Consider the following 22,766-nt stretch of genomic DNA (forward strand, 5'->3'; position numbering starts at 1 on the left):
TCCCCGCGCCCCTCAAAAGCGCACAGCTCTCCGCGCCCCTCAACAGCCCACGACTCCCCGCCCCCCTCAAAAGCGCCCAGTTCCCCGCCCCCTGAACAGCAGCGCGTTGCGCGCGCCCGCCGGGCTGTTGTCCGCCCGGCCCTGCCTACGTCTGCACCCGGCGGCGGTACACCTCGACCACCCGGTCGAGGGAGTTCTCCAGGTAGATCGCCAGCAGGCGTTCCGCCTCCTCGCGGTCCCCCGCCTCCAGCGTCTCCAGGATCTGCTGGTTTCTCGCCAGGTAGGGCTCGTGCAGGGCGCGTGGGTCGTCGACCACGTGGAAGGCGAGGCGCAGTTCGGCGAAGACGCTGCGCATGAGTTCGTCGGTGCGTTCGCTGGCCGCGAGAGCGACCAGTTCCCGGTGGAAGTGGATGTTGGCGGTGCCCAGGCCCTTCCAGTCGCCGTCCCGCGCGGCGGTCCGGCCCTCGGTGACGGCGCCGGCGAGGCCGTCGACGTCGTAGGGCGGGTCGCCCAGGCCGCGGACGACGGCGCACTCGACGAGGCGGCGGGTGCGGTAGATGTCCTCGACGTCCTCGACGGTGAGGACCCGGACGAAGACCCCCCGGTTGAGTTCATGGACCAGCAGACGCTCATGGGTGAGCAGCCGGAACGCCTCGCGCAGGGTGTTGCGGGAGACGCCCAGGGCGCCGCCGATGCCGTCCTCGGACAGCCGGGTGCCGGGTGGGAAGAAGCCTTCGGCGATGCGGCTTCTGAGGATGTCCGAGACCCGTTCGGCGGTGCTGGTGCGCCCCAGGAGCGCGCGGTCGTCGGCCAGTCCCGTCAGCTGCTCTGCCATGCCCGGAATTCAATCGCAGATACCAGAACGAAACAACATGGGTATTGAAGGATCGTTCAACGATCCTCTACCTTGCTGCACATGGCATGAACGGCACCGTCCCGTCCCCGGGGCGGCGCCCGCTCCACTCCCGTACGGCACTGCTCATCGCCCAGCACCCTCCGTCCTCCCTCTGCGAGGTGCCCATGAGCACGACCCCTCCGTCCCCACCCGCCCCGGCCACCGACACCGCCCCCGCGCACGGCGGGAAGACCGGCGACGACGGTCCCCTCGGCTGGCTGCGCGCTCTCGGCCCCCGGGGCCGGCGTGCCTTCGCCGGCGCGTTCGGCGGCTATGCGCTGGATTCGTACGACTACTTCACGCTGCCGCTGAGCATGGTGGCGCTGGCCGCCTACTTCGGCCTGGACAGCGGGCAGACCGGGCTGTTCACCACCGTCACGCTGGTGGTCTCGGCGATCGGCGGCGCCCTCGCGGGCGTCCTGGCGGACCGGATCGGCCGGGTCAAGGCCCTGATGATCACGGTCATCACCTACGCCGTCTTCACCGTGGCCTGCGGCTTCGCGCCCAACTACGAGACGCTGCTGGTGTTCCGCGCCCTCCAGGGGCTGGGCTTCGGCGGTGAGTGGGCGGTCGGCGCGATCCTGGTCGCGGAGTACGCGAGCGCCAAGCACCGGGGGCGCACGCTCGGCGCGATCCAGAGTTCCTGGGCGGTCGGCTGGGCGCTGGCCGTGATCGTCTACACGGTGATCTTCTCGTTCCTGGACGAGGGTCTGGCCTGGCGGGTGATGTTCTGGACCGGCGCGCTGCCCGCGCTGCTGGTGGTCTGGCTGCGGCGCAGCGTCCAGGACGCGCCCGAGGCCGCCGCCGTACGGGAGAAGAGCGCCCGGAACGCGACCTTCAGGGGGTCGTTCTCGGCCATCTTCCGGCCGGGTCTGCTGCGCACCACGCTCTTCGCGGTGCTGCTCTCGACGGGCGTCCAGGGCGGCTACTACACGCTGGCGACCTGGGTGCCGACGTATCTCAAGACCGAGCGGGAGCTGTCGGTGGTGGGCACCGGGGGCTATCTGACGTTCCTGATCTCCGGCGCCTTCCTCGGCTATCTGACCGGCGGCTATCTCACCGACCGGCTGGGCCGGCGGCGCAACATCTGGCTGTTCGCCCTGCTGTCGGCGGTCTGCATCCTGGCATACACGAACATCCCGAGCGGCGCCAACACCCTGGTCCTGGTGCTCGGCTTCCCGCTCGGGTTCTGCATGTCGGCCATCTTCAGCGGCTTCGGGTCCTTCCTGAGCGAGCTGTACCCGACGGCCGTGCGCGGCACCGGGCAGGGCTTCACGTACAACACGGGCCGTGCGGTGGGGGCCGTGTTCCCGACCACGGTCGGTTTCCTCGCCGAGAGCTGGGGAGTGGGTGGCGCGCTGGTCTTCGGCGCGATCGGCTACGGTCTCGCGGCACTGGCCCTGCTGGGGCTGCCGGAGACCCGCGGGAAGGAGCTGGTGTGAACCGGACGCACGAACGCCTGGACGGCCCCCCGCATCACAAGGGGCGCCGCTCCCGCCGACCCGCCGACCGCCGGACGGACCGCCCGGACCGCCCCCTCGCCCTCGTGCACCCGGACGCGCGCGCGTGGAGTCCGGCAACGGCCCGCTCCCGCTTCCGCTCGGGCGTGTCGGGGTCCACGGCCGGGGTCTCGGCCGGGCACACCCAGGCCAACCTGATCGCGGTGCCCGCGGACTGGGCGTACGAGACGCTGCTGTTCTGCCAGCGCAATCCGAAACCGTGTCCGGTGCTGGATGTGACGGACGCCGGGTCGTTCACCACGGTGCTGGCCGAGGGCGCGGATCTGCGCACCGATCTGCCGCGCTACCGGGTCTGGGAGGACGGCGAGTTGGCCGCCGAGCCGACGGATGTCACCGGGCACTGGCGGGACGACCTGGTGACGTTCCTGATCGGGTGCAGCTTCACCTTCGAGTGGGCGCTGTCGGCGGCCGGGGTGCCGATCCGCCATGTCGAGCAGGGGCGCAATGTGCCGATGTTCGTCACCGCGCGGGAGTGCCGTCCGGCGGGGCGGCTCGGCGGGCCCCTGGTGGTGTCGATGCGCCCGGTGCCGCCGGAGCGGCTGTCGGCGGCGATCCGGGAGAGCAGTCTGCTCCCGGCGGTGCACGGCGGTCCCGTGCACTGCGGCGACCCCTCGGTGCTGGGCATCACGGACCTCGCCCGGCCCGACTTCGGCGACCCGGTGACCGCCGGACCCGACGACATCCCGGTGTTCTGGGCGTGCGGGGTGACCCCGCAGGCGGCGGTGATGGCCTCACGCCCGCCGTTCGCCATCACCCACGCACCGGGCCAGATGTTCCTGACCGACGCGCGGGACGATCAGTACCGGGTGGGGTGAGACCTGGACCAGCCGAACGGAAGAACCAACCGAACCGAAGAACCAGGCGAACGGAAGAGCCAGCCGAATCGAGGAACCAGCCGAATCGAAGAATCGGGCCGTATCGAAGAATCAGCCGAATCGGAACCAATCCGACCAAATCAGTCAAACTGGAACCATCCGATCCTTAACCCGTCGGCAGACCGAACCCCGCCGACCCCCTGAACCGGTCGGCCGAGAGAACCGAACCGGCGGCAGCCGGACCGAAGGAGCGCGACCCCAGCATGACCGTGACCGCAATCGACCTGAACGCCGATCTCGGTGAGGGCTTCGGCCGCTGGCGACTGACCGAGGACGAGCAGTTGCTGTCCGTCGTCACCAGCGCCAATGTGGCCTGCGGCTTCCACGCCGGGGACCCGGCGACCATGCGCCGGGTGTGCGAGCAGGCCGTCGCGCGCGGGGTGACGATCGGCGCCCAGGTCTCCTACCGGGACCTGGCCGGTTTCGGGCGGCGTGCCATGGACGTGCCGCCCGCCGAGCTGACCGCCGAAGTGGCGTACCAGATAGGCGCCCTGGAGGTGTTCGCGCGGGCGGCGGGCGCGCGCGTGGCGTACGTCAAACCGCACGGGGCGCTCTACAACCGCGTGGTGCACGACGAGGAGCAGGCCGCCGCGGTGGTCGACGGCGTGCTCCTCGCGAGCGGCGGCGCCGGGCCGTCCGCCCGTGCCCTGTCCCTCCTGGGCCTGCCGGGTTCCCGGCTGCTCGCCCTCGCCGCGAAGGCCGGACTGGCCACCGTGCCCGAGGCGTTCGCGGACCGCGCCTACACGGCCCTGGGCACGCTCGTGCCGCGCGGGCAGGACGGGGCGGTGGTCTCCGACCCGGACGCGGTGGTGGAGCGCTCGGTGGGCCTGGCGCGTTCCGGCACGGTCGTCGCGCAGGACGGTGCCACCGTCGAGGTGCGGGCGCGTTCGCTGTGCCTGCACGGCGACACGCCGGGCGCCGTGGACCTGGCCCGGCGGGTCCGGCGGCGCCTGGAGGAGTCCGGGGTGCGGGTGGAGGCGTTCGTATGAGGGCGCTGCCGGTCGGCACGGACGCGCTGCTCGTGGAGGTCGGGTCCGGCGAGGAGGCGCAGGCGCTGCATGCCGAGCTGGTGCGGCGCCGTGCGGCGGGCGCGCTGGCCGTGCGCGAGATCGTGCCCGCCGCGCGGACGGTGCTCCTGGACGGGCTCGCGGACCCGTCCCGGCTGGCCGCCGAACTGTCCGGCACCGATCTGCCGCCGACTCCCCCGCGCACCGGGGAGACCGTCGAGGTGCCGGTGCGCTACGACGGTCCCGACCTCGCCGAGGTCGCCGCGCACTGGGGTGTCGACGTGGACGAGGTGGCCCGGATCCACGCCGGCACCGAGTTCCGGGTGGCGTTCTGCGGTTTCGCACCCGGCTTCGGCTATCTGACGGGCCTGCCCGCCCGCTACGACGTCCCGCGCCGGGCCACTCCCCGCACGGCCGTCCCGGCGGGCTCGGTGGCGCTGGCGGGGCCGTACACGGGCGTGTACCCGCGGTCCTCGCCGGGCGGCTGGCAGCTCATCGGGACGACGGACGCCGTGCTGTGGGACCCCGCGCGCGTGCCGGCCGCCCTGCTGTCACCGGGGGCGCGTGTGCGGTTCGTCGCGGTGGAGGAGCGGACGGGGGACCCGGCTGGGGGACCAACCGGGGAACCCACCGAGGGACCGGTCATTGAAACCGCAACGACCAGCACCCAGGACCCGGTATGACAGACCGTGCGCTCGCCGTCGTCCGTGCCGGAGCGCTCACCACCGTGCAGGACCTGGGGCGCCCCGGACACGCGCATCTGGGGGTGCCGCACTCGGGGGCCCTCGACGCTCCCGCCGCCGCCCTGGTCAACCGGCTGGTCGGCAACCCCGTCGGCGCGGCGGTGCTGGAGACCACGCTCAACGGCTGTGCCCTGCGCCCGCGTTCGCCGCTGGTCGCGGCGGTCGGCGGCGCCCCCTGCCCGGTCACGGTGGACGGCCGTCCGGCGCCCTGGGGAGCGCCCGTGCGCGTCCCCTCGGGGGCGCTCCTGGAGGTCGGGGCGGCGGTCGCGGGGGTGCGCGCCTACGTGGCCGTCTCCGGCGGTGTCGCCGTGGCGCCGGTTCTGGGCAGCCGTTCCACCGATCTGCTCTCCGGCCTCGGCCCACCGCCCCTCACGGACGGTACGGTCCTGCCCCTGGGTCCGGTGAGCGGGCCGCCCGCGCGCGTGGACGTGGCCCCGCAACCGCGGCCCCCGGCCGAACTGGTCCTGCGGATCACCCCCGGCCCGCGCCACGACTGGTTCACGGGCCCCGCCCTGGACACCCTCACCACGCGCGCGTACCGGGTGTCCCCCGCGAGCAACCGCATCGGCCTGCGCACCGAGGGGCCCTCCCTGGAGCGGGCCGTCCCCGGTGAGCTCCCCAGCGAGGGCCTGGTCCTGGGCGCCGTACAGGTCCCCCCGGACGGCCGCCCGGTCGTCTTCCTGGCCGACCACCCGACGACCGGCGGCTACCCCGTGATCGCCGTGGTCGCCGGGGCCGACCTCCCGGCGGCGGCCCAGGCCCGCCCGGGGACGCCGGTCCGTTTCGTACGGGCGGGGCGCCAGCGCCTCTGAGACGCGGTTCCAAGCGCCCTCACGCCGCCTCCGCCTCCGCCGTGTCCCCGACCCGCGGCAGCGAGGCCAGCGCGGCGGCGCACGCCTGGGACGCCCGCAGGTCCAGCCGTGCGCTGGTCCCCCGGGCCCGGTGCCGCACCTCGTCCACGGCGAGGCGAAGCAGCTGTGGCAGCAGATCGCCGCACCGGCGCACCACCCACGCCGTCCCCGCCGTGGCGAGCCACCACAGGGCGGCGGAGCGGGTGGGCGCCGGGGACTCGGGCTCGGCGGACGGCGCGGGCCCGCCCGGCGGCACGCCCGCGGCCGTCAGCAGCGCGTGCGAGCGCAGCGCGAGCTGCCGGTGCCCGCGCTCGCTGGGATGCATCCGGTCGGCGCTCCACATCGCGCGGTCCGTGGTCCAGCCGCCGTCGGCGGCGTGCAGATGGACCGCCCCGTACCGTTCCGAGAGCGCGTGGACGACGGTGTTCACCGCCCGCTGACGGCGCGCGAGCGGGTCGGCCAGCGCGCCGGGGAGGCCCATCATCGTGCCGGGGTCGGGCAGGCACACCGTGAGCACCAGGGTGCCGCGCCCGGCGAACGCCGCGTAGACGGCGTCCAGTCGGGCGGCGACGGCCTGGATGTCGAAACCGGCGCGCAGGGTGTCGTTGACGCCCACGACGACGGAGGCCACGTCCGGCCGCAGGGCCAGCGCGGCGGGCAGCTGGGTCTCCAGGACGTCACGGGTCTGCGCGCCGCTGACGGCGAGGTTGGCGAAGTCGGCGGGGTGTTCCACGAGTCCGGCGGCGAGCAGCGCGGCCCAGCCTCGCCAGCCCTTCCCCGTGGGGTCCCCCACTCCCTCGGTCAGCGAGTCGCCGAGCGCCACGAACCGTACCGGTCTCATGCCACGCCTCCCGGCAGCCAGGACCCGCGCGGCGCGCGGACGGCGGCGTCGTGCGCGGCGAGGAAGGACTCCACCGCCGTGCCCCAGCCGAAGCACTCCGCACGCGCGCGTGCCGCCTCCCTCCGGTCCGCCTCACCGCGCTCCAGGAGCAGCGCGACGGCGTCGGCGAACGCCTCCCCCGTGTCGGCGGCCACGGCCCCGGCGGAGCCGACGACCTCCGGCAGCGCCGAGGACGCGCTCACCGCGACCGGCGTGCCGCAGGCCAGGGCCTCCAGCGCGGCCAGCCCGAAGGTCTCGGCGGGTCCGGGCGCCAGACAGACATCGGCGGTGGCCTGGAGGGCGCCCAGCAGCGGGCGGTCGGAGAGATGCCCCAGGAAGGTGACCGGCAGGGAACGCTCCGCGGCCCGCTGTTCGAGCCGGGCCCGCAACGGGCCGTCCCCGGCCACCACGAGCACCGCCCGCACCCCGCGCCGCCGCAGCGCCTCCAGCGCGTCCAGGGCCGTACCGGGCCGCTTCTCGACCGACAGCCGGGAGCACAGGGCGAGCAGCACCTCGCCCTCGCGCGCGTAGCGGTCGCGCAACGCGGGCGCCCGCAGCGCGGGGTGCCGCTCCATGAGATCGACCCCCAGGGGGGCGCGTACGACGTTCCGGGCGCCGATCCGGATGAACTCGCGCTCGGCGAACTCGGTGGTGCACACGACCCGCGCGTAGGAGTGGGCCGTCCGGACGTTGAGGGCGTCGGCGACACGCCGGGACAGGTCCTCGGACAGGCCCCAGGTGCGCAGGACTCCGTCGGCGGTCTCGTGGGAGACCATCACGGCGGGCACCCGCGCGCGCCGCGCCCAGGTACCGGTCCAGCGCAGGGTCGTCCGGTCGGACACCTCCAGCCGGTCCGGGGCGAGGTCTTCCAGGAGCCGGGCGACCCGGCGCCGGTCGAGGAGGACCCGGTACCCGCCGGTGCCGGGCAGGACCGGGCCGGGCAGGGTGATGACCCGCCCCTGCTCGGTCTCCCGGTCGGTGTGACGCTCACCGGGCACGATCAGCACCGGCTCATGACCGGCGGCCTTGAACCCCCGCCCCAGCTCACGCAACGCGGTACGCAGCCCACCGGACGCGGGGGCGACGAAGTTGGCGAGCCGGACGATCCGCAACGCCGGCCCGGCCCCTCCGGGGGTTCCCGGGGTTCCTGGGGTTCCGGGGGCTCCTGGGGCACCCGGCCCCCAGGGGGCACCCGGGCCTTCTGGGGCTCTGCGGGCCGCAGGGGCACCCGGCCCTCCGGGGGCTCCGGCGCCATCGGACCCTGCGGGTCCGCCGGGGCTCTCGGGTCCACCGGGCCCGCCGGAACCTCCGGAACCCTCGCGACCCTCGGGCTGCCTGCCGGGACCTCCGGGGCCCCGGAACGCAGCGAATCGGCGAGGCCCCTCACCGAAGCCGCCGGCTCCGACAGCGGGCTTGCTGGGCCCTCCGGCCTTCGCACCGGAGTCACCGGGCCCGGCAGTCCTGCGACGCACAGCGGAGCTGGCGGTGCCGTCATGCCCAGCGGAGCGGCTGGTGCCGTCGCGCCCGGCGGAGCTGCCGGTGCCGACACGCCCAGCGGAGCCACCCGTCCCGCCGCGCCCACCAGGGCCGCCATACCCGCCAGCGCCTTCAAGCGCGCCGCGCCCACCTGGGCCGTCAGTGCTGCCGCACTCACCGGAGCCTCCGATGCCGTCACGCCCAACGGAGCCACCCGTCCCGCCGGGCCCAGCGGAGCCGCCAGTGCTGCCGCACCCACCAGGGTCGTCATGCTCACCGACGCCGTCGAGCCCGCCGAGCCGACCCGGCCCAGCAGGCTCACCGGACGCCGTGGCCAGGTAGGTCCCGGCCGTCCCACCGGACATCTCAGCCGAGCCGGAGGCACCGGCCCCCGCCCCGGCGCCCACGGAAGCCCCCAAGCCAGCGACGACGACCCCGGAGCCCCCGAAACACCCATGAACAGCGGATGCCCCGGCGACCGACCCGGGGACAACGGATACCCCAGAGCCCGGGACACCCCCGGAGCCCCCGAAGACCCCGACAGCGCCGGAGTCTCCGATGGTCCGGGAATCCCCGGGAGCAGTGAAAGGCATAGAGGCCCCAGAACCCGGGCCAGCCTCAACACTCCCGAGCCCCCCGGAGACCGAGGAATCCCGAGAGACCCCGACGCTCCCAGAGCCCCCGGCGATCTCGGAACACCCGGCGACCACCACGCCGCCGGACTCCGCAGCGACCCCAGCGCCCCCGGAAGCCCCCGACACACCGGCAACCCCGGACCTCTCGGCCACCCGCACCTCCCTGACCATCCCGACCATCCCGGCACCCCCAATCCCCTCAAGCCCCCCAGAACCCCCAGAACCCCCAGAACCCTCGGAAACCACCACCCCGGCCCCTCCAACAACCCCGGAAACCCCCAAGACACCGCCGCCCCCACACCCCTCCATCTCCCCGGCACCCCCGCGAGGCACCGCACACCCCTCACTCGGCACCGCTCCACCTCCACTCGGCGCCTCTCCACTCCCACCCGGCACCGCACTACCCCCACCCGGCACCGCACACCCCCCACCCGACACCGCTCCACCCCCACCCGACACCACAAAACCCCCACCCGACCCCTCAGCAGACCCCCCTCCACCCCCAGGCACCCCCACCCCACTGAGCCCACCGACCCCACTGAGCCAACCCACCCTGCTGAACCAACCCACCCCGCTGAGCCCATCCACCCCACCAGCCCCACCCACCCCACCGGCCCCCGTCACCTCACCAAGCCCCCTCTCCCCCCTCTGCCCCCTCTCCCCCCTCTGCCCCCTCTCCCCCCTGACCCCCCACCCCCCGCTCACGCCGCCAACACCGCCCTCCGGGTCGCGAGGACTTCCTCGTAGTGGGCGATGAGCTGGTCGCCGATGGCCGACCAGGTGCGGCCCTCCACCGTGGCCCGCGCGGTCGTGCCGAAGGCAACCCGCAGGGCGGGGTCCGCGGCGAGCGCCCGGACCGCGTCCCGGACGGCGTCCGCGTCGCACGGCGGCACCAGGAACCCGGTGCGGCCGTGGTCGACCAGGTCGAGCGGGCCGCCGACCGCGGGCGCGACCACGGGCACCCCGCTGGCCATCGCCTCCTGCACGGTCTGGCAGAAGGTCTCGAAGGGGCCGGTGTGGGCGAAGACGTCGAACGAGGCGAAGATCCGGGCGAGGTCGTCGCCGGTGCGGCGGCCGAGGAACACCGCGCCGGGGAGGGCCTGTTCCAGCTGCGGACGGCTCGGGCCGTCGCCCACGACCACCACCCGCACGCCCGGCAGGGCACACACCCCGGACAGCAGCTCGACCCGCTTCTCGGGCGCGAGCCGGCCGACATAGCCGACGATCAGCTCGCCGTCCGGGGCGAGTTCGCGGCGCAGCGCCTCGTCGCGCAGATCGGGGCGGAAGCGGACGGTGTCGACCCCGCGGGCCCAGAGCCGGACGCGGGGCACGCCGTGCGACTCCAGGTCGTGCCGGGCGGCGCTGGACGGCGCCAGCGTGCGGTCGGCGGCGGTGTGCACGGAGCGGATGCGGCGCCAGGCGGCGCCCTCACCGGCGTGCACATAGGTACGGGCGTAACCGGCCAGGTCCGTCTGGTAGACGGCGACGGCGGGCAGACCGAGGCGGGCGGCGGCGGACATGCCGCGCACCCCGAGGACGAAGGGGCTGGCCAGGTGGACGATGTCCGCGCGGTGCGCGGTGATCGCGGCGGTGACGCGTCGGCTGGGGAGGGCGACGCGGACCTGGGGGTAGCCGGGGAGCGGAAGGGACGGGATGCGGACGACGGGGCACGGCGCCTGGGCGTCGGGTCCCGCTCCGGCGGCGGTGGCCGGTGCGACGACGAGGGGAGCGTGACCGCGGTCGACGAGGTGTCGGGCGGTCTGAAGCGCGCAATGGGCCACGCCGTTCACATCGGGGGGAAAGGATTCGGTCACGATGACGACACGCATAGGGGTGTTGTCGCCGTGCTGGACGTGGCCGCGTCAACGTGGATCTTTCCTGATGCGGAACGTCCCATGAGCGTTGCGCCGCGCACCCGAGCGGGCCAGACGGCGGTCATGGGCGCCTGGCCCGCGGGTCACCCCTCGTTCACCCGGTGGGGGCGAGTCGGCGCGAAAGCGCCCACAAGCCGCAGATGGGGCGGTGTCCGCGCAAGCCCCGTGCACCAGGTGCAACGGGGCGGAAGCGGAGACGGGGGCAAGGGCAGGGGCAAGGGCGTTCAGGCAGGCCCGTCGGGGCCGATCCGGCTGCGTACGGCGGTCTGGACCTCGTCCTCCTCGGCGGGATCGGCGGCGAGCCGGCGCAGCCGCTCGACGACCCGGTTGTCGCCCGTCTCGGCGTGCCGGGCGGCGACCTCGCGGGTGGTCTCCTCGCAGTCCCAGAGGCACTCGACGGCGAACCCGGCGGCGAAGGAGGGGTCGGTGGCGGCGAGGGCGCGGGCGGCGCGGCCCCGTAGATGGGACGAGGCGGTCTCCCGGTAGACATGGCGCAGAACCGGCGCCGCGCAGACGATTCCCAGCCGTCCGGTGCCGTCCACCAGGGTCCACAGGGTGGGGGCGTCGGGGCCCTCGCCGCGCACGGCCTCGCGCAGGGCGCCGAGCACCAGGTCGCGGTCCCGGGTGCCGCCCCGGCAGGCGAGCATCCGGCCGGCGGCGGCCCCGAGCGGATCGGGCCGCCGGGCCCAGCCACGGGCGCGGTCGACGGCGGCGACGCTGCGCATCCGTTCGAACGCGTCGACGGCGGCCTCCACGACCGGAGCCGGGCCGGTGGCGACGGCGCCCTCGATCAGCGCGAGGGCATCGGGATCGTTGCCGTCGGCGAGGTAGCGCAGGGCGGTGCAGCGGGCACCCTCGTCGCCGTCCAGGGCGGCGGCGACGATCTCGGGCCGGTCCTCGGGTCCGGCGACGGCGGTCAGGCAGCGGGCGGCGGGCACATGGAGCGCGGCGCCCCGCTCCACGCCCTGCTGGGCCCATTCGAGGACGGCGGCCACGCTCCAGCCGGGGCGGGGCCCGGAGGGGCGCATCTGGCGTTGCCAGCGGTCGAAGCAGCCGGTCTCCTGGGCGGCCCGCACCCGGGTGGCGACGGCCTCGCGGCTGTCCTCGGCCCACAACCGCCAGGGCCGGGGTTCGAAGGCGTCGCGGACGACGGCGGCGAGCGCGGCGTCGCCCTCGGGGTCGGCCGGGAAGCGGGCGAGGACGGGTTCGGCGAGGGCGCGCAGCCCGGCGTCGTCGTCGCGCAGCGCCAGCTCGTCCAGGGCCCAGGCCCAGTTGCCGCCGGTGGCCGCGTAGCGGCGCAGCAGCAGCAGCGCGTCGCGGCGGCCGTAGGAGGCGAGGTGGCCGAGGACGGCGAGGGCGAGCCCGGTGCGGCACTCCTCGGGGTCGAGGACGTCCTCGGGGTCGAAGAGATGGGCCTCGATCGAGTCGAGGTCGCCGCCCAGGTCCAGATAGAGCCGGGCGTAGTAGAGGGAGCGGTTCTCCACCTGCCAGTCGTGGCGGGGGTCGTGGAGCACGCAGTGGTTCAGTGCCGCGAGCGCCTCGGGGCGCGGGGCGGTGAGCGCGTGCAGCGTTCCGTCGCCGCGGCCCCGCTGGAGCAGGCCGAGCAGCGTTCCACTGGGCGCTATGACCGGATCGAACATGGGAAACAGCCTCACATCAAGCGTCGACGCAACCGGGGATCGTGCTCTACCTGGCCGCGTGACAACACGTCGGGGCGCCCGCCGTTTCCTGCTTGCTGTAAGCCATCTTCCTCTGCCTCTCGTTGGTGGCCCGTGCGGACCGCATCACGGCCCGCGCGGTGCGGCAACACCTGCCCAGCCATCGCGTCCGTGAATCACGACGTCATGATGACCCGGCGCTTTGCGCTGCCGCGACCGATATTTCCGGCGGCCAGGTACCGCCTCCCCCGTTTTCTCGGTGCTGCCCGACCAGGAAGCCTGTTCTGCCTGGTCAGGGGTGTGGGATCAGGGTGCGCCGAACAGTTCCAGCAGCTCGGCGCGGCCGAACATCCGGGCCGTGTCGACGGCCGACGGAGTACCGGCGGAAGGGTTGGCTCCGGCTTCCAGCAGGACGCGGATCACATCCTGCTCGCCCTTGAAGACGGCTCCGGCGAGCGGGGTCTGCCCCCGGTCGTTCACCCGGTCGGCCTCACCGCCGCGGTCGAGCAGGGCCCGGACTGTGCCGGCATGGCCGTGGTAGGCGGCGAGCATCACCAGGGAGTCGCCGCGGTCATTGGTGAGGTTCACCGGAACACCGGCGTCCACATAGGCCACCAGCGCGTCGGTCCCGCCCTGCCGGGCCAGATCGAAGATCTTGGTGGCCAGCTCCACGACCTCGGGGTCGGGGGCTTCACTCATCGGCGGGACCGCCTCTCACTGCGAGCGTGGGGACAAGCTGGGGACGAACTGGGGACGAACTGGGGACGAACCGGGAAGCAAGGGGCACCCCGGGTGGCCGCTGGGTGGGCGGCCGGGGCACTCCGGACCAAGCGTACGGCGGCGAGCGGTGCAGCCGTACGGGTGAATCGCCAGCGTACTGGCTGTGCGCGCACCGGACCGCCAGGGCGGTCGGCAATGATCATTCATGGCCCGGCGGCGACGAAAGCGCAGCTCAGCGGGGCTGCCCCAGCCCCGCCAGCCGAGTGAAAACGGGTGAATTTCACTCAGTTGCACCTTTTGTCGTATGGATACATCCTGTGAGCCTGGAAGTACTCATGGTGACTGTCCCCTCCACACCAGGAGACCTCATGATCTTCTCCATCTCAGGAGTCGTCCTGCTCGGCATCGTCGTCTTCATCTTCTTCCGCAAGGACGGACTGAAGGCGTCCCACGCGCTGGTGGCGGCCCTGTTCGGCTTCTATCTGGCCAGCACGGCCATCGCCCCCAGCATCAAGGCGGGCGGCGAGAGCCTCGCGAGCCTGCTGGGCGGCATCAAGTTCTGACCCGCCCCCGTCCCCGTCCCCCACCCGACACACCCGACCCACGACTTTCCGTTCGCACCTTCAGGAGACAGCAGTGGCGCGGCGCCCCCTCCCCACGATTCTCAGCAACGGCAGCGCACAGCTCGCCCGCAGCCGGGAGCTGGCCCGGACGGCCGCCGACAGCGCCACCGACGTCCTCCATCCGCTGATCACCCTCACCCGCGGAATGCGCCGGCTGGCGGCAGCCGGACGGCGCAGATGGGCCGACACCCCCAAGGACCGACGCGGACCACTGCTCTTCATGGTGGCCTCGGTCGTCCTGGCGGTCGCGCTCGTCCCCTACGGCCCGCTGCTCGCCGTCATCACCCTGATGGCGGCGGCGGCCTGGCAGGGACGGGAACGGAACGAACCGGCGCCCGAAGGCCCGGACGCCGACCAGATCCAGCGCCTCCAGTCCCTCTACGAGGCCCTGGTCCCGTACTTCTCGGCCGCCGACGACCCGGCGCCGCTGTACGCCCATGGCGGCGACCGGGAGAAGGCGCTCACCGAGCACGCCTTCGACGACGCGGGCCGGATCACCCGCCTGGTGATCCACTATCCGGCCTATTTCACGGACGGCGAACCCGCCGACCGCGCCCGCGTCGAGCATCTCCTCACGGCCAAGTCGGGCCGGGGCCGTGAGTACCACTTCGGGTGGGACGAGGAGGGCAACCGGCTCACGGTCACCGTCCTCGCCCCACTGCCCACCGACATCACCGCCCAGCGGTTCGTCACCGCGCCGGGCGAAACCGTCCTCGGCTTCACCGACCCCGCCGAGGTCCGGCGCACGCTCCCCCTCACCCACGGGGACGAGCGGCGCGACGTCCCGCCCGTCGTCTGGCGTACGGGCATCCGCTCGACGGAGCCGCATCTGCTGGCCGTCGGCCAGCCCGGCAGCGGCACCTCCACCCTGCTGCGCTCGATCGCCCTCCAGGCGCTCCAGCACGGCGACGTGGTCATCGTCGAGGGCGGCTCCACCGGCGAGTACGCGTGTCTGACGGGGCGCGACGGCGTCCTCGCCGTGGAGTGCGCGCCCGACGGGGCGCTGGCCGGGCTGCGATGGGCGGCGCAGGAGACGGAACGGCGGCTGATCGCCGTCAACCGGGCGCGACAGGCGGGGCACCCGCCGCCGGACGACACCCGGCGCCCCCTGTGGATCCTCCTGGACCGGCCCGCGACGCTCGGTCATCTGGCCGCGGTGTCGTCGTCCGACGGGGACCGGGATCTGCTCGCCCCGCTCCAGGTGCCCCTGCGGCACGGCCGCGCGGCGAACGTCACGGTGGTCGTCGCCGAACACCTCGACAGCGTGGACGCCCTCGGCGACGCGGTACGGCAGCACACGCGCGCGCGGGTGGTGCTCGGTCCCGCGACACCGCAGGTGCTGGAGGCGGTGCTCGGGGCTCCGCCGCACACGACGCCGGTGTCCGAGGTGCCGCCGGGGCGGGGGTACGCGCGGCTGGGTACGGGGCCGGTGCTGCGGTTGCAGGTCCCCGCGACGCCGGATCCCTATGACGCGGCCACGTCGGACGCGGGGCGGGTCGCCGTGGAGGCGTTGCTGCCGGCGGCGTCGGTGGGGGCTGTGGAGTCGGGGGTGGAGTTGGGGGCGTTGGAGAGGGCGACGTAGGGGCGGGGGTCCGGGGGCTGTTCGTCGGGTGCGGGTGGATGGGGGCTGGGCGCGCGGTTCCTCCCCCAGCGGGGGTACCCCCAGCGCCCCTAACTGCCCTTGCAGTCCCACGCCTCCCAAGGCCCCCAAGGCCCCCAAGAAACGTCCCCCCTCGCCAACAAAAACTCCCCCTCACGCCACAAACGTCCGCGGCGCCTCCCCCGTCCCCCCTCCCCCGCTCTCCACCAGCCGCGCCGCAGCCGCCAGGCGCGTCGCCGCCTCGTCCGCCACGGCGCCGCTCACCGTGAACGGCAGCCGCACATACCCCTCGAACGCGCCGTCCACACCGAAGCGGGGGCCGGACGGGACGCGGACGCCCACCCGTTCGCCCACCTCCGCGAGACGGGACCCGGAGAGGCCGCCCGCGCGCACCCAGAGGGTCAGGCCGCCCTGGGGCACCTCGAAGTGCCAGCCGGGCAGCTCCCGCCGTACCGCCGACACCAGGGCGTCCCGGTTCTCCCGGGCCTGGGCCCGCCGCACCTCGACGGCCCGCTCCCAGCCCCCGGTGCTGAACAGCCAGTTCACCGCCAGCTGCTCCACCACCGGCGTGCCCAGGTCCGCGTAGGCCCGCGCGGCGACCAGGCTGCGGACGATGTCCGGCGCCGCCCGCACCCATCCGATCCGCATCCCCGCCCAGAACGCCTTGCTCGCCGAACCCACCGTGATCACGGTCGAGCCCGCCGGGTCGAAGCCGCACACCGGGCGCGGCATCACCACGTCCTCGTCGAGCCACAGCTCGGTCATCGTCTCGTCGGCCACCAGCACCGTCCCGGCCGACCGGGCCGCCTCCACCAGCCGCCGCCGCTGGTCGTCGTCCGCCAGCGCGCCCGTCGGATTGTGGAAGTCGGCCACGACGTACGCCAGCCGCGGCGCCGCCTCCCGCAGCACCTGCCGCCAGCGGTCGAGGTCCCACCCGGTGAGCCCCTCGGCCATCGCCACCGGCACCAGCCGCGCGCCCGCCTCCCGCATCAGCTGGAGGATGTTGGCGTAGGACGGCGACTCGACCGCGATCCGCTCCCCGCGTCCGGCGAAGAGATGGCAGATGGCGTCGATGGCGCCCATGGCGCCGGTCGTCACCATGATCTGCTCGGGCATGGTCGGGATGCCCCGGGCGCTGTACCGCTCGGCGATCATCGCGCGCAGCGCGGGCAGCCCGGCGGGGTAGTCACCATGGGTGTGGGCGTAGGGCGGGAGGTCCTCCAGTGCCCCTTGGACGGCGCGGGTCAGCCAGGGTTCCGGGGCGGGCAGTGCCGCGCACCCCAGGTCGATCATCGAGCCCAGCGCCTCCGGCGGGAGGGGTTCCAGACCGCGGGCCGGGAGGGGGTTGCCCGCCGGGACCGCCGTCCAGCTCCCGGCGCCCCGGCGGGACTCCAGGAAGCCCTCCGTGCGCAGCGCCTCATAGGCCGCCGCCACCGTCGTACGGCTCACCGAGAGGGCGAGGGCCAGTTCGCGTTCGGCGGGCAGCCGGGCGGCGACCGGGACGCGGCCCTCCAGCACCAGCAGCCGGATGCCGTCGGCGAGCGCGCGATAGGCGGGCGGGCGGCGGCTGCCGGGGCCCGCGGGGCGGTCCTGCTGCGACTGGAGCAGCCGGGCCAGCTGCGCCGGTCCCACCGCTGAGGTCCACTGCGCCATGACGACCAGTCCACCTTCCTTGAATTGGCCATGGATGACCCTTCCGGTCACGCCACAGAGTGTCATGCGGCAGTCCACATCCACCACCCCCACCCACCCCCTCAGGAGCCCCGTTGTCCATACCGCCGTCCGGACGGCCGTCCCCGACACCGCCCCAGCCGCCGTCCGGACCGTCCCCACGACGGGACCCGCTCCCCCGGCGCCTCCCCCGGCGCCTGGTCCAGCTCTACGCGGGTCTCGTCCTCTACGGCGCCAGTTCCGCGCTGCTGGTCGAGGCGGGCCTCGGGCTCGAACCCTGGAACGTGCTGCACCAGGGCCTCGCGGAGCTGACCGGCGCGTCCATCGGGATCGTCTCGATCGCCGTCGGGGCGCTGGTCCTGGTGCTCTGGATCCCGCTGCGGCAGCGCCCCGGCCTCGGCACGGTCTCCAACGTCCTGGTCGTCGGACTCGCCATGGACGCCACGCTCGCCCTGCTGCCGGCCGCGCACGCGCTCTGGGTGCGGGTACCGCTGATGGCGGCCGGGATCGTGCTCAACGGGGCCGCCACCGGCCTCTACATCGCCGCCCGGTTCGGGCCGGGGCCGCGCGACGGGCTGATGACGGGGCTGCACCGGCGCACCGGGCGCTCGATCCGGCTGATGCGGACGGCGGTGGAGGTCGCCGTGGTCGTCACCGGCTTCGCGCTCGGCGGCACCATAGGCGTCGGCACCCTGCTCTACGCGGTGTCGATCGGGCCGCTGGCGCAGCTCTTCCTGCGGATGTTCGCCGTCCCCGGGGCACCGGCGGGCAGCACGGTCGTTGCCGAGGGGTCACCCGCGCGCGCGATACTGCGTTCGTGACCACCACGACCCGCCATCCCTACCTCGACCACCCCGGTCCGATCCCGTTCGCCCACCGCGGCGGGGCGGCGGACGGGCTGGAGAACACCGTGGCGCAGTTCCGGCGCGCGGTGGAGGCGGGTTACCGGTACATCGAGACCGATGTCCATCTCACCCGCGACGGCAGGCTGGTCGCCTTCCACGACGACACGCTGGACCGGGTCACCGACGGCGCCGGGCGCATCGCCGACCTGCCCTGGGACGACGTACGGCGGGCACGGGTGGGCGGCCGGGAGCCGGTGCCGCTGTTCGAGGAACTGCTGGAGACCTTCCCGGACACCCGCTGGAACGTCGACGTCAAGACCGGATCCGCCCTGCGCCCGCTGCTGGACCTGACGGCGCGCACGGGCGCCTGGGACCGGATCTGCGTCGGCTCCTTCTCCGAGGCCCGGGTGATCCGCGCCCAGCGCCTCGCGGGCCCCCGGCTGGCCACCTCGTACGGGACCCGGGGTGTGCTCGGGCTGCGGCTGCGGTCCTGGGGGCTGCCCGCCCCGGTGCGTTCCTCGGCGGTCGCCGCGCAGGTCCCGCAGGCCCGGTCGGGCATCCCGGTGGTGGACCGCCGCTTCGTACGGGCCGCCCACGCGCGCGGGCTCCAGGTCCATGTCTGGACGATCAACGACCCGGCCGCCATGCACCGGCTCCTGGACCTGGGAGTCGATGGCATCATGACCGATCACATCGACACGCTGCGCGCGGTCCTGGAGGACCGGGGCGTCTGGGCCTGAGGGCCCCGTCCGCGCGCGAAAGCGGGTCACCGGGGAACACGGGGAAGGCGAGGGCACGGGTGGGGATCGGCGCCGTGCGGGACCAGCCGGCCGACGAGGCCGAGCGCCGCCGCGAACAGCGCGGCTGGTACATGTACGACTGGGCCTGCTCGGTCTACTCGACCAGTGTGCTCACCGTCTTCCTGGGGCCGTATCTGACCTCGGTGGCGGAGGAGGCGGCGGACGCCGACGGGTTCGTCCATCCGCTGGGCATCCCGGTGCGGGCGGGCTCGTTCTTCGCCTACTCGGTGTCCCTGTCGGTGATCGTGGCGGTGCTGCTGATGCCGCTGGTGGGGTCGCTCGCCGACCGTACGGGGCGCAAGAAGCGGCTGCTGGGCATCGCGGCCTATGTGGGGGCGGGCGCCACGGCGGGGATGTTCTTCCTCGACGGCGACCGCTATCTGCTGGGCGGGCTGCTGCTGATCACCGCGAACGCCGCGCAGTCCGTGGCGATGATGCTCTACAACTCCTATCTCCCGCAGATCGCCCGCCCCGAGGAGCGCGACGCCGTCTCCTCCCGCGGCTGGGCCCTCGGCTACGCCTCCGGGGCCCTGGTCCTGGTGGCCAATCTGGTGCTGTACCTCGGCCATGACGGCTTCGGCCTCTCCGAGTCGGAGGCGGTACGGATCTGTCTGGCCTCGGCGGGGCTGTGGTGGGGCGCCTTCGCGCTGGTGCCGCTGCGGCGGCTGCGCGACCGACGGCTGCCGGGCGGGGAGGCGCCCGCGGGCAGCGGGCTGCGCCAGCTCGCGGCGACGATCCGCCATATGCGGCGCCATCCCCTCACCCTCGCCTTCCTCCTCGCCTATCTCGTCTACAACGACGGCATCCAGACGGTGATCACCCAGGCGTCGGTCTACGGCTCGGAGGAGCTGGGCCTCGAACAGTCGACGCTGATCGTGGCGGTGCTGCTGGTCCAGGTGCTGGCGGTGGCGGGCGCGCTGGGGCTGGGCCGGCTCGCCGACCGCTACGGGGCCAAGCGCACGATCCTGGGCTCGCTGATCGCCTGGACCCTCACCCTGGCCGCGGGCTACTTCCTCCCGGCGGGGGAGCCGGTGTGGTTCTTCGTCCTCGCCGCGGCCATCGGACTGGTCCTGGGCGGCAGCCAGGCCCTGTCCCGGTCGCTGTTCTCGCATCTGGTGCCCCCGGGCAAGGAAGCCGAGTACTTCTCCGCGTACGAGCTGAGCGACCGGGGAATGAGCTGGCTGGGGCCCCTGCTGTTCGGTCTGACCTACCAGCTGACCGGCAGCTACCGGGACGCGATCATCTCGCTGGTGATCTTCTTCGCCCTGGGATTCGTGCTGCTGGCGCGGGTCCCGGTGCGACGGGCGATCGCCGCGGCGGGCAATCCGGTCCCCGAACGGATTTAGCACTCTCGACGAAAGGGCTGTAGTGTACGCGTTTGGCCTGCCAGGCGTACCGTTACTGCGCGTCAAAGATGTTCTAACGCTGGGTGACATCTCCTAGCACATGTGACAAACCGGGCGCCGGTGGGTACGACATTGGTCAGCAAGGCTGCGGCTACGACGGCGACGCAGGAACCCGGAACGGGACTCGGAACGGGAATCTTTACCGCCGACCGGACGTTGACCGGATGACGACGACAGCGACACCCTGTCCTGTGGGCGACAAGCCCGGGAGGCACGATTCATGAGTGAGCGAGCTCTTCGCGGCACGCGCCTCGTGGTGACCAGCTACGAGACGGACCGCGGCATCGACCTGGCCCCGCGCCAGGCCGTGGAGTACGCATGCGAGAAGGGGCATCGGTTCGAGATGCCCTTCTCGGTCGAGGCGGAGATCCCGCCGGAGTGGGAGTGCAAGGTCTGCGGTGCGCAGGCACTCCTGGTGGACGGCGACGGCCCGGAGGAGAAGAAGGCCAAGCCCGCGCGTACACACTGGGACATGCTGATGGAGCGGCGCACCCGAGAGGAACTCGAAGAGGTCCTTGAGGAGCGGCTGGCCGTTCTGCGCTCGGGGGCGATGAACATCGCGATTCACCCCCGGGACAGCAGGAAGTCCGCCTAGCGGGAGGCCGGACGACCGAGACACCCGAAAACACACACGACCGCGGGCGCCGTACGCACCATCCGTACGGCGCCCGCGGTCGTCGGTGTACGCGGTTGTCGGCGTCCCCGGTCGTCGCGGTGCACGCGGTTATCGGCGCACGCCCGCCGTTCGTCCACCCGGTACCGCCCACCCGGAACAGCCCGCCGTACAGCCCGTCGCGCGTCAGCGGTTCAGCGGCGGGCGCGGCTGCGGGTCCCCCGGGGTGTCCGCGGGGTCCTCCCGGATGACCTCGCCCGGTACGACCTTGCCGTCCGGGCGGTGCATCCGGGCCTGCTGGAAGGCGTCGCCGAGGCTGCCGGGGGTGGCCTTGCGCAGCCGCCGCTCGAAGGTCCGCTCCGCGTACCGGCTGACGGCCTTCTGGACCGCCGGGATCAGCAGCAGCAGCCCGGCCGCGTCCGAGATCAGACCGGGGATCATCAGCAGCAGCCCGCCGAGCATCAGCAGCCCGTTGCCCCCGCCGCCGGTGGGGGCGGTGCCCCGCTGCATCGCCTCGTTGAGCGCCTGGAAGGCGCGTCGTCCGGCCAGCCGGATGACCACCGCGCCCGCGACGATCCCGGACAGCAGGATCAGAAAGACCGTGAACCCGCCCGCGCTGCTCGCGACCACGGTCAGCAGCCAGATCTCCAGCACCACCCAGGCGGCGATGCCGAGCGGCAGGAAGGTGCGCAGCCGTGAACGCCGCGGCCGGGCGGGGGTCGAAGGGTTCGGTGCGCCAGTCGTCATGACTCCAGTGTGCCTGGGCGCGGCTCAGTGCGGGATAAGCCCGGTGTCAGCGGAGTCTGTGTGCCTTTTACGCGGTCGGTGGCGCGGGGGCCTCCGGCGGGGTCCGGGTCTGCGCGCGGTCGTCGCGGTCCCGGCGGTCCTGGCGATCTCGGGAATCCTGGGCATCCTGGGGAACGTCCCCGCCCGGCCGGTCCCGGTGGTCCGAACGGTCGTCGTCCTGCCGGTCGCCCTCACCCTGCGGATCCTGCCGGTCGCCCTCACCCTGCGGGTCCTGCCGGTCCCGCCCGCCCTGCGGGCCCCGCCCGTCCTCGCGGCCCTGGGGCTCATGGCGGTCCTGGTCCTGGCGGCCGTGCCGGTCCGGCCCGGCCTGGCGGCCGATGATCTTCCCGGCGCGCTCGCCGACCCCCCAGGTGGTGACCCGCCACAGCGCCTCGACGAGAATGTCCCGGCTCATCTTGGAATCGCCCAGTTCGCGTTCCACGAAGGTGATGGGGACCTCGACCACGTGGTAACCGGCCCGCACGGCCCGGCGGGCCAGGTCGACCTGGAAGCAGTAGCCCTGCGAGGCCACGTCCGCCAGGCCCAGGCCCTCCAGGGTCTCCCGGCGGAAGGCGCGGTAGCCGCCCGTGACATCGCGGATCGGGACGTCCAGCAGGACCCGGGAGTAGAGGCTGCCGCCGCGTGAGATCAGCTCACGGGTGCGCGGCCAGTTCACCACCCGCCCGCCGGGCACCCAGCGCGAGCCGAGCACCAGATCGGCGCCCTTGAGGGCGGTGAGCAGCCGGGGCAGTTCCTCGGGCTGGTGGGAGCCGTCGGCGTCCATCTCGATCAGCACACCGAAGTCGCGCTCCAGGCCCCAGCGGAACCCGGCGAGATAGGCGGCGCCGAGCCCTTCCTTGCCCTTGCGGTGCAGTACGTGGACCCGGTCGTCGTCGGCGGCGAGTTCGTCGGCGAGTTTGCCGGTGCCGTCGGGGCTGTTGTCGTCGGCCACCAGGACATGCGCCCCGGGGACCGCCTCGCGCACCCGGCGGACGATGGCCTTGATGTTCTCCGCCTCGTTGAAGGTCGGGATGATCACCAGGGCCGTGCCGAGCGGACCGAAACGCCCGCTCCTGGCCGGTGTGACCGGCACCCCGTCACCGTCGTTCACTGCTGCCCCTTCGAGTCCCGTACGCAGACGTCCACCATAGTGGCCACGGCCTGCGATGACGTGACAGCACGTTGGTATGCCCGGCGCGAATGCACAAGACCCGGACAAGAGTGCGCGACGGGTTTTCGGGCGGGTGCCGCGCGGGGCACTGAGGCGGGCACCGCACGGGCCCGGAGG

Annotated in this window: 19 protein-coding genes and 1 pseudogene; 11 read left to right on the forward strand and 9 right to left on the reverse strand. The window is 73.7% G+C overall.

All coding sequences use genetic code 11. The features are described from left to right. Positions 1-145 precede the first annotated feature (145 nt). Positions 146-835 (reverse strand): GntR family transcriptional regulator, encoded by a 690-nt coding sequence (locus tag ABZX40_RS00125; protein WP_355733265.1) that lies wholly within the window; start codon positions 833-835, stop codon positions 146-148. 185 nt (positions 836-1,020) lie between these two features. On the opposite strand from ABZX40_RS00125, the gene ABZX40_RS00130 reads away from it, so the two are divergent. The 5 genes from ABZX40_RS00130 (at position 1,021) to ABZX40_RS00150 (ending at position 5,852) form a co-directional block, all read left to right on the forward strand. Then, positions 1,021-2,337 carry an MFS transporter gene (locus tag ABZX40_RS00130; RefSeq protein ID WP_355733377.1) on the forward strand — a complete coding sequence of 439 codons (1,317 nt, stop codon included), beginning with the start codon at positions 1,021-1,023 and terminating at the stop codon, positions 2,335-2,337. 104 nt (positions 2,338-2,441) lie between these two features. Beyond that, positions 2,442-3,230, forward strand: a complete 789-nt coding sequence (locus ABZX40_RS00135; protein WP_355733375.1) for a putative hydro-lyase — start codon at positions 2,442-2,444, stop codon at positions 3,228-3,230. Between the two features lie 269 nt (positions 3,231-3,499). Beyond that, on the forward strand, positions 3,500-4,279 hold the full coding sequence (locus tag ABZX40_RS00140; RefSeq protein ID WP_355733372.1) for a 5-oxoprolinase subunit PxpA: 780 nt from the start codon (positions 3,500-3,502) through the stop codon (positions 4,277-4,279). After that, positions 4,276-4,980 carry an allophanate hydrolase subunit 1 gene (locus ABZX40_RS00145; protein ID WP_355733263.1) on the forward strand — a complete coding sequence of 235 codons (705 nt, stop codon included), beginning with the start codon at positions 4,276-4,278 and terminating at the stop codon, positions 4,978-4,980. Before ABZX40_RS00140 ends, ABZX40_RS00145 begins: the two co-directional genes overlap by 4 nt. Beyond that, on the forward strand, positions 4,977-5,852 hold the full coding sequence (locus ABZX40_RS00150) for a biotin-dependent carboxyltransferase family protein (protein WP_355733260.1): 876 nt from the start codon (positions 4,977-4,979) through the stop codon (positions 5,850-5,852). The genes ABZX40_RS00145 and ABZX40_RS00150 overlap by 4 nt, the downstream gene beginning before the upstream one ends. Positions 5,853-5,871: 19 nt before the next feature. On the opposite strand, the gene ABZX40_RS00155 is transcribed toward ABZX40_RS00150, so the two are convergent. The 5 genes from ABZX40_RS00155 to ABZX40_RS00175 all read right to left on the reverse strand — a co-directional run bounded on the left by ABZX40_RS00155 (position 5,872) and on the right by ABZX40_RS00175 (position 13,113). After that, positions 5,872-6,732 carry an SGNH/GDSL hydrolase family protein gene (locus ABZX40_RS00155; RefSeq protein WP_355733257.1) on the reverse strand — a complete coding sequence of 287 codons (861 nt, stop codon included), beginning with the start codon at positions 6,730-6,732 and terminating at the stop codon, positions 5,872-5,874. After that, a complete protein-coding gene (locus ABZX40_RS00160; protein WP_355733254.1) occupies positions 6,729-7,883 on the reverse strand; it encodes a glycosyltransferase in 1,155 nt (384 codons plus the stop codon). Before ABZX40_RS00160 ends, ABZX40_RS00155 begins: the two co-directional genes overlap by 4 nt. A 1,700-nt stretch (positions 7,884-9,583) precedes the next feature. Further along, entirely contained in the window at positions 9,584-10,711 is a 1,128-nt protein-coding gene (locus ABZX40_RS00165; protein WP_355733252.1) for a glycosyltransferase family 1 protein, read from the reverse strand. Positions 10,712-10,980: 269 nt separating this feature from the next. Further along, positions 10,981-12,396, reverse strand: coding sequence for a HEAT repeat domain-containing protein (locus ABZX40_RS00170; RefSeq protein WP_355733250.1), 1,416 nt, complete (start codon positions 12,394-12,396; stop codon positions 10,981-10,983). Between the two features lie 324 nt (positions 12,397-12,720). Continuing rightward, entirely contained in the window at positions 12,721-13,113 is a 393-nt protein-coding gene (locus ABZX40_RS00175; protein ID WP_355733247.1) for an ankyrin repeat domain-containing protein, read from the reverse strand. Positions 13,114-13,502: 389 nt separating this feature from the next. Between ABZX40_RS00175 and ABZX40_RS00180 the strand changes: the two genes are divergently transcribed. Both ABZX40_RS00180 and ABZX40_RS00185 read left to right on the forward strand, forming a co-directional pair. Further along, on the forward strand, positions 13,503-13,697 hold the full coding sequence (locus ABZX40_RS00180) for a hypothetical protein (RefSeq protein ID WP_046262076.1): 195 nt from the start codon (positions 13,503-13,505) through the stop codon (positions 13,695-13,697). Between the two features lie 73 nt (positions 13,698-13,770). Continuing rightward, positions 13,771-15,339 (forward strand): ATP-binding protein, encoded by a 1,569-nt coding sequence (locus ABZX40_RS00185; protein WP_355733244.1) that lies wholly within the window; start codon positions 13,771-13,773, stop codon positions 15,337-15,339. A 171-nt stretch (positions 15,340-15,510) separates the two neighbouring features. Here ABZX40_RS00185 and ABZX40_RS00190 read toward each other — a convergent pair whose 3' ends face one another. Beyond that, on the reverse strand, positions 15,511-17,010 hold the full coding sequence (locus ABZX40_RS00190) for a PLP-dependent aminotransferase family protein (protein ID WP_355733241.1): 1,500 nt from the start codon (positions 17,008-17,010) through the stop codon (positions 15,511-15,513). A gap of 215 nt (positions 17,011-17,225) precedes the next feature. Between ABZX40_RS00190 and ABZX40_RS00195 the strand changes: the two genes are divergently transcribed. The 4 genes from ABZX40_RS00195 to ABZX40_RS00210 all read left to right on the forward strand — a co-directional run bounded on the left by ABZX40_RS00195 (position 17,226) and on the right by ABZX40_RS00210 (position 20,674). After that, positions 17,226-17,849, forward strand: a complete 624-nt coding sequence (locus ABZX40_RS00195; protein WP_355733370.1) for a hypothetical protein — start codon at positions 17,226-17,228, stop codon at positions 17,847-17,849. After that, entirely contained in the window at positions 17,846-18,613 is a 768-nt protein-coding gene (locus ABZX40_RS00200; protein WP_355733239.1) for a glycerophosphodiester phosphodiesterase, read from the forward strand. The genes ABZX40_RS00195 and ABZX40_RS00200 overlap by 4 nt, the downstream gene beginning before the upstream one ends. A 131-nt stretch (positions 18,614-18,744) precedes the next feature. After that, a complete protein-coding gene (locus ABZX40_RS00205) occupies positions 18,745-20,019 on the forward strand; it encodes an MFS transporter (RefSeq protein ID WP_355733367.1) in 1,275 nt (424 codons plus the stop codon). Positions 20,020-20,299: 280 nt separating this feature from the next. Next, positions 20,300-20,674 carry an RNA polymerase-binding protein RbpA gene (locus tag ABZX40_RS00210; RefSeq protein WP_010046329.1) on the forward strand — a complete coding sequence of 125 codons (375 nt, stop codon included), beginning with the start codon at positions 20,300-20,302 and terminating at the stop codon, positions 20,672-20,674. A gap of 204 nt (positions 20,675-20,878) precedes the next feature. Here the strand turns inward: ABZX40_RS00210 and fxsA are convergent, their stop codons facing one another. Further along, the gene (gene fxsA / locus ABZX40_RS00215) at positions 20,879-21,439 is read right to left on the reverse strand and encodes an FxsA family membrane protein (RefSeq protein ID WP_355733236.1); all 561 of its coding nucleotides are present in this window, start codon (positions 21,437-21,439) and stop codon (positions 20,879-20,881) included. A 370-nt stretch (positions 21,440-21,809) separates the two neighbouring features. Beyond that, positions 21,810-22,589, reverse strand: a pseudogene (locus ABZX40_RS00220) (polyprenol monophosphomannose synthase); the annotation flags it as partial. Positions 22,590-22,766 lie beyond the last annotated feature (177 nt).

This window comes from Streptomyces sp. NPDC004610 (assembly GCF_040609715.1).
GTDB lineage: Bacteria > Actinomycetota > Actinomycetes > Streptomycetales > Streptomycetaceae > Streptomyces.

Bases quoted from the DNA above. Each gene is read 5' to 3' on its own strand.
- ABZX40_RS00150 (WP_355733260.1), top strand. From the start codon at position 4,977: ATGACAGACCGTGCGCTCGCCGTCGTCCGTGCCGGAGCGCTCACCACC.
- ABZX40_RS00145 (WP_355733263.1), top strand. From the start codon at position 4,276: ATGAGGGCGCTGCCGGTCGGCACGGACGCGCTGCTCGTGGAGGTCGGG.
- fxsA (WP_355733236.1), bottom strand. From the start codon at position 21,439: ATGACGACTGGCGCACCGAACCCTTCGACCCCCGCCCGGCCGCGGCGT.
- ABZX40_RS00180 (WP_046262076.1), top strand. From the start codon at position 13,503: ATGATCTTCTCCATCTCAGGAGTCGTCCTGCTCGGCATCGTCGTCTTC.
- ABZX40_RS00210 (WP_010046329.1), top strand. From the start codon at position 20,300: ATGAGTGAGCGAGCTCTTCGCGGCACGCGCCTCGTGGTGACCAGCTAC.
- ABZX40_RS00165 (WP_355733252.1), bottom strand. From the start codon at position 10,711: ATGCGTGTCGTCATCGTGACCGAATCCTTTCCCCCCGATGTGAACGGC.
- ABZX40_RS00155 (WP_355733257.1), bottom strand. From the start codon at position 6,732: ATGAGACCGGTACGGTTCGTGGCGCTCGGCGACTCGCTGACCGAGGGA.
- ABZX40_RS00190 (WP_355733241.1), bottom strand. From the start codon at position 17,010: ATGGCGCAGTGGACCTCAGCGGTGGGACCGGCGCAGCTGGCCCGGCTG.
- ABZX40_RS00205 (WP_355733367.1), top strand. From the start codon at position 18,745: ATGTACGACTGGGCCTGCTCGGTCTACTCGACCAGTGTGCTCACCGTC.
- ABZX40_RS00130 (WP_355733377.1), top strand. From the start codon at position 1,021: ATGAGCACGACCCCTCCGTCCCCACCCGCCCCGGCCACCGACACCGCC.
- ABZX40_RS00175 (WP_355733247.1), bottom strand. From the start codon at position 13,113: ATGAGTGAAGCCCCCGACCCCGAGGTCGTGGAGCTGGCCACCAAGATC.
- ABZX40_RS00170 (WP_355733250.1), bottom strand. From the start codon at position 12,396: ATGTTCGATCCGGTCATAGCGCCCAGTGGAACGCTGCTCGGCCTGCTC.
- ABZX40_RS00125 (WP_355733265.1), bottom strand. From the start codon at position 835: ATGGCAGAGCAGCTGACGGGACTGGCCGACGACCGCGCGCTCCTGGGG.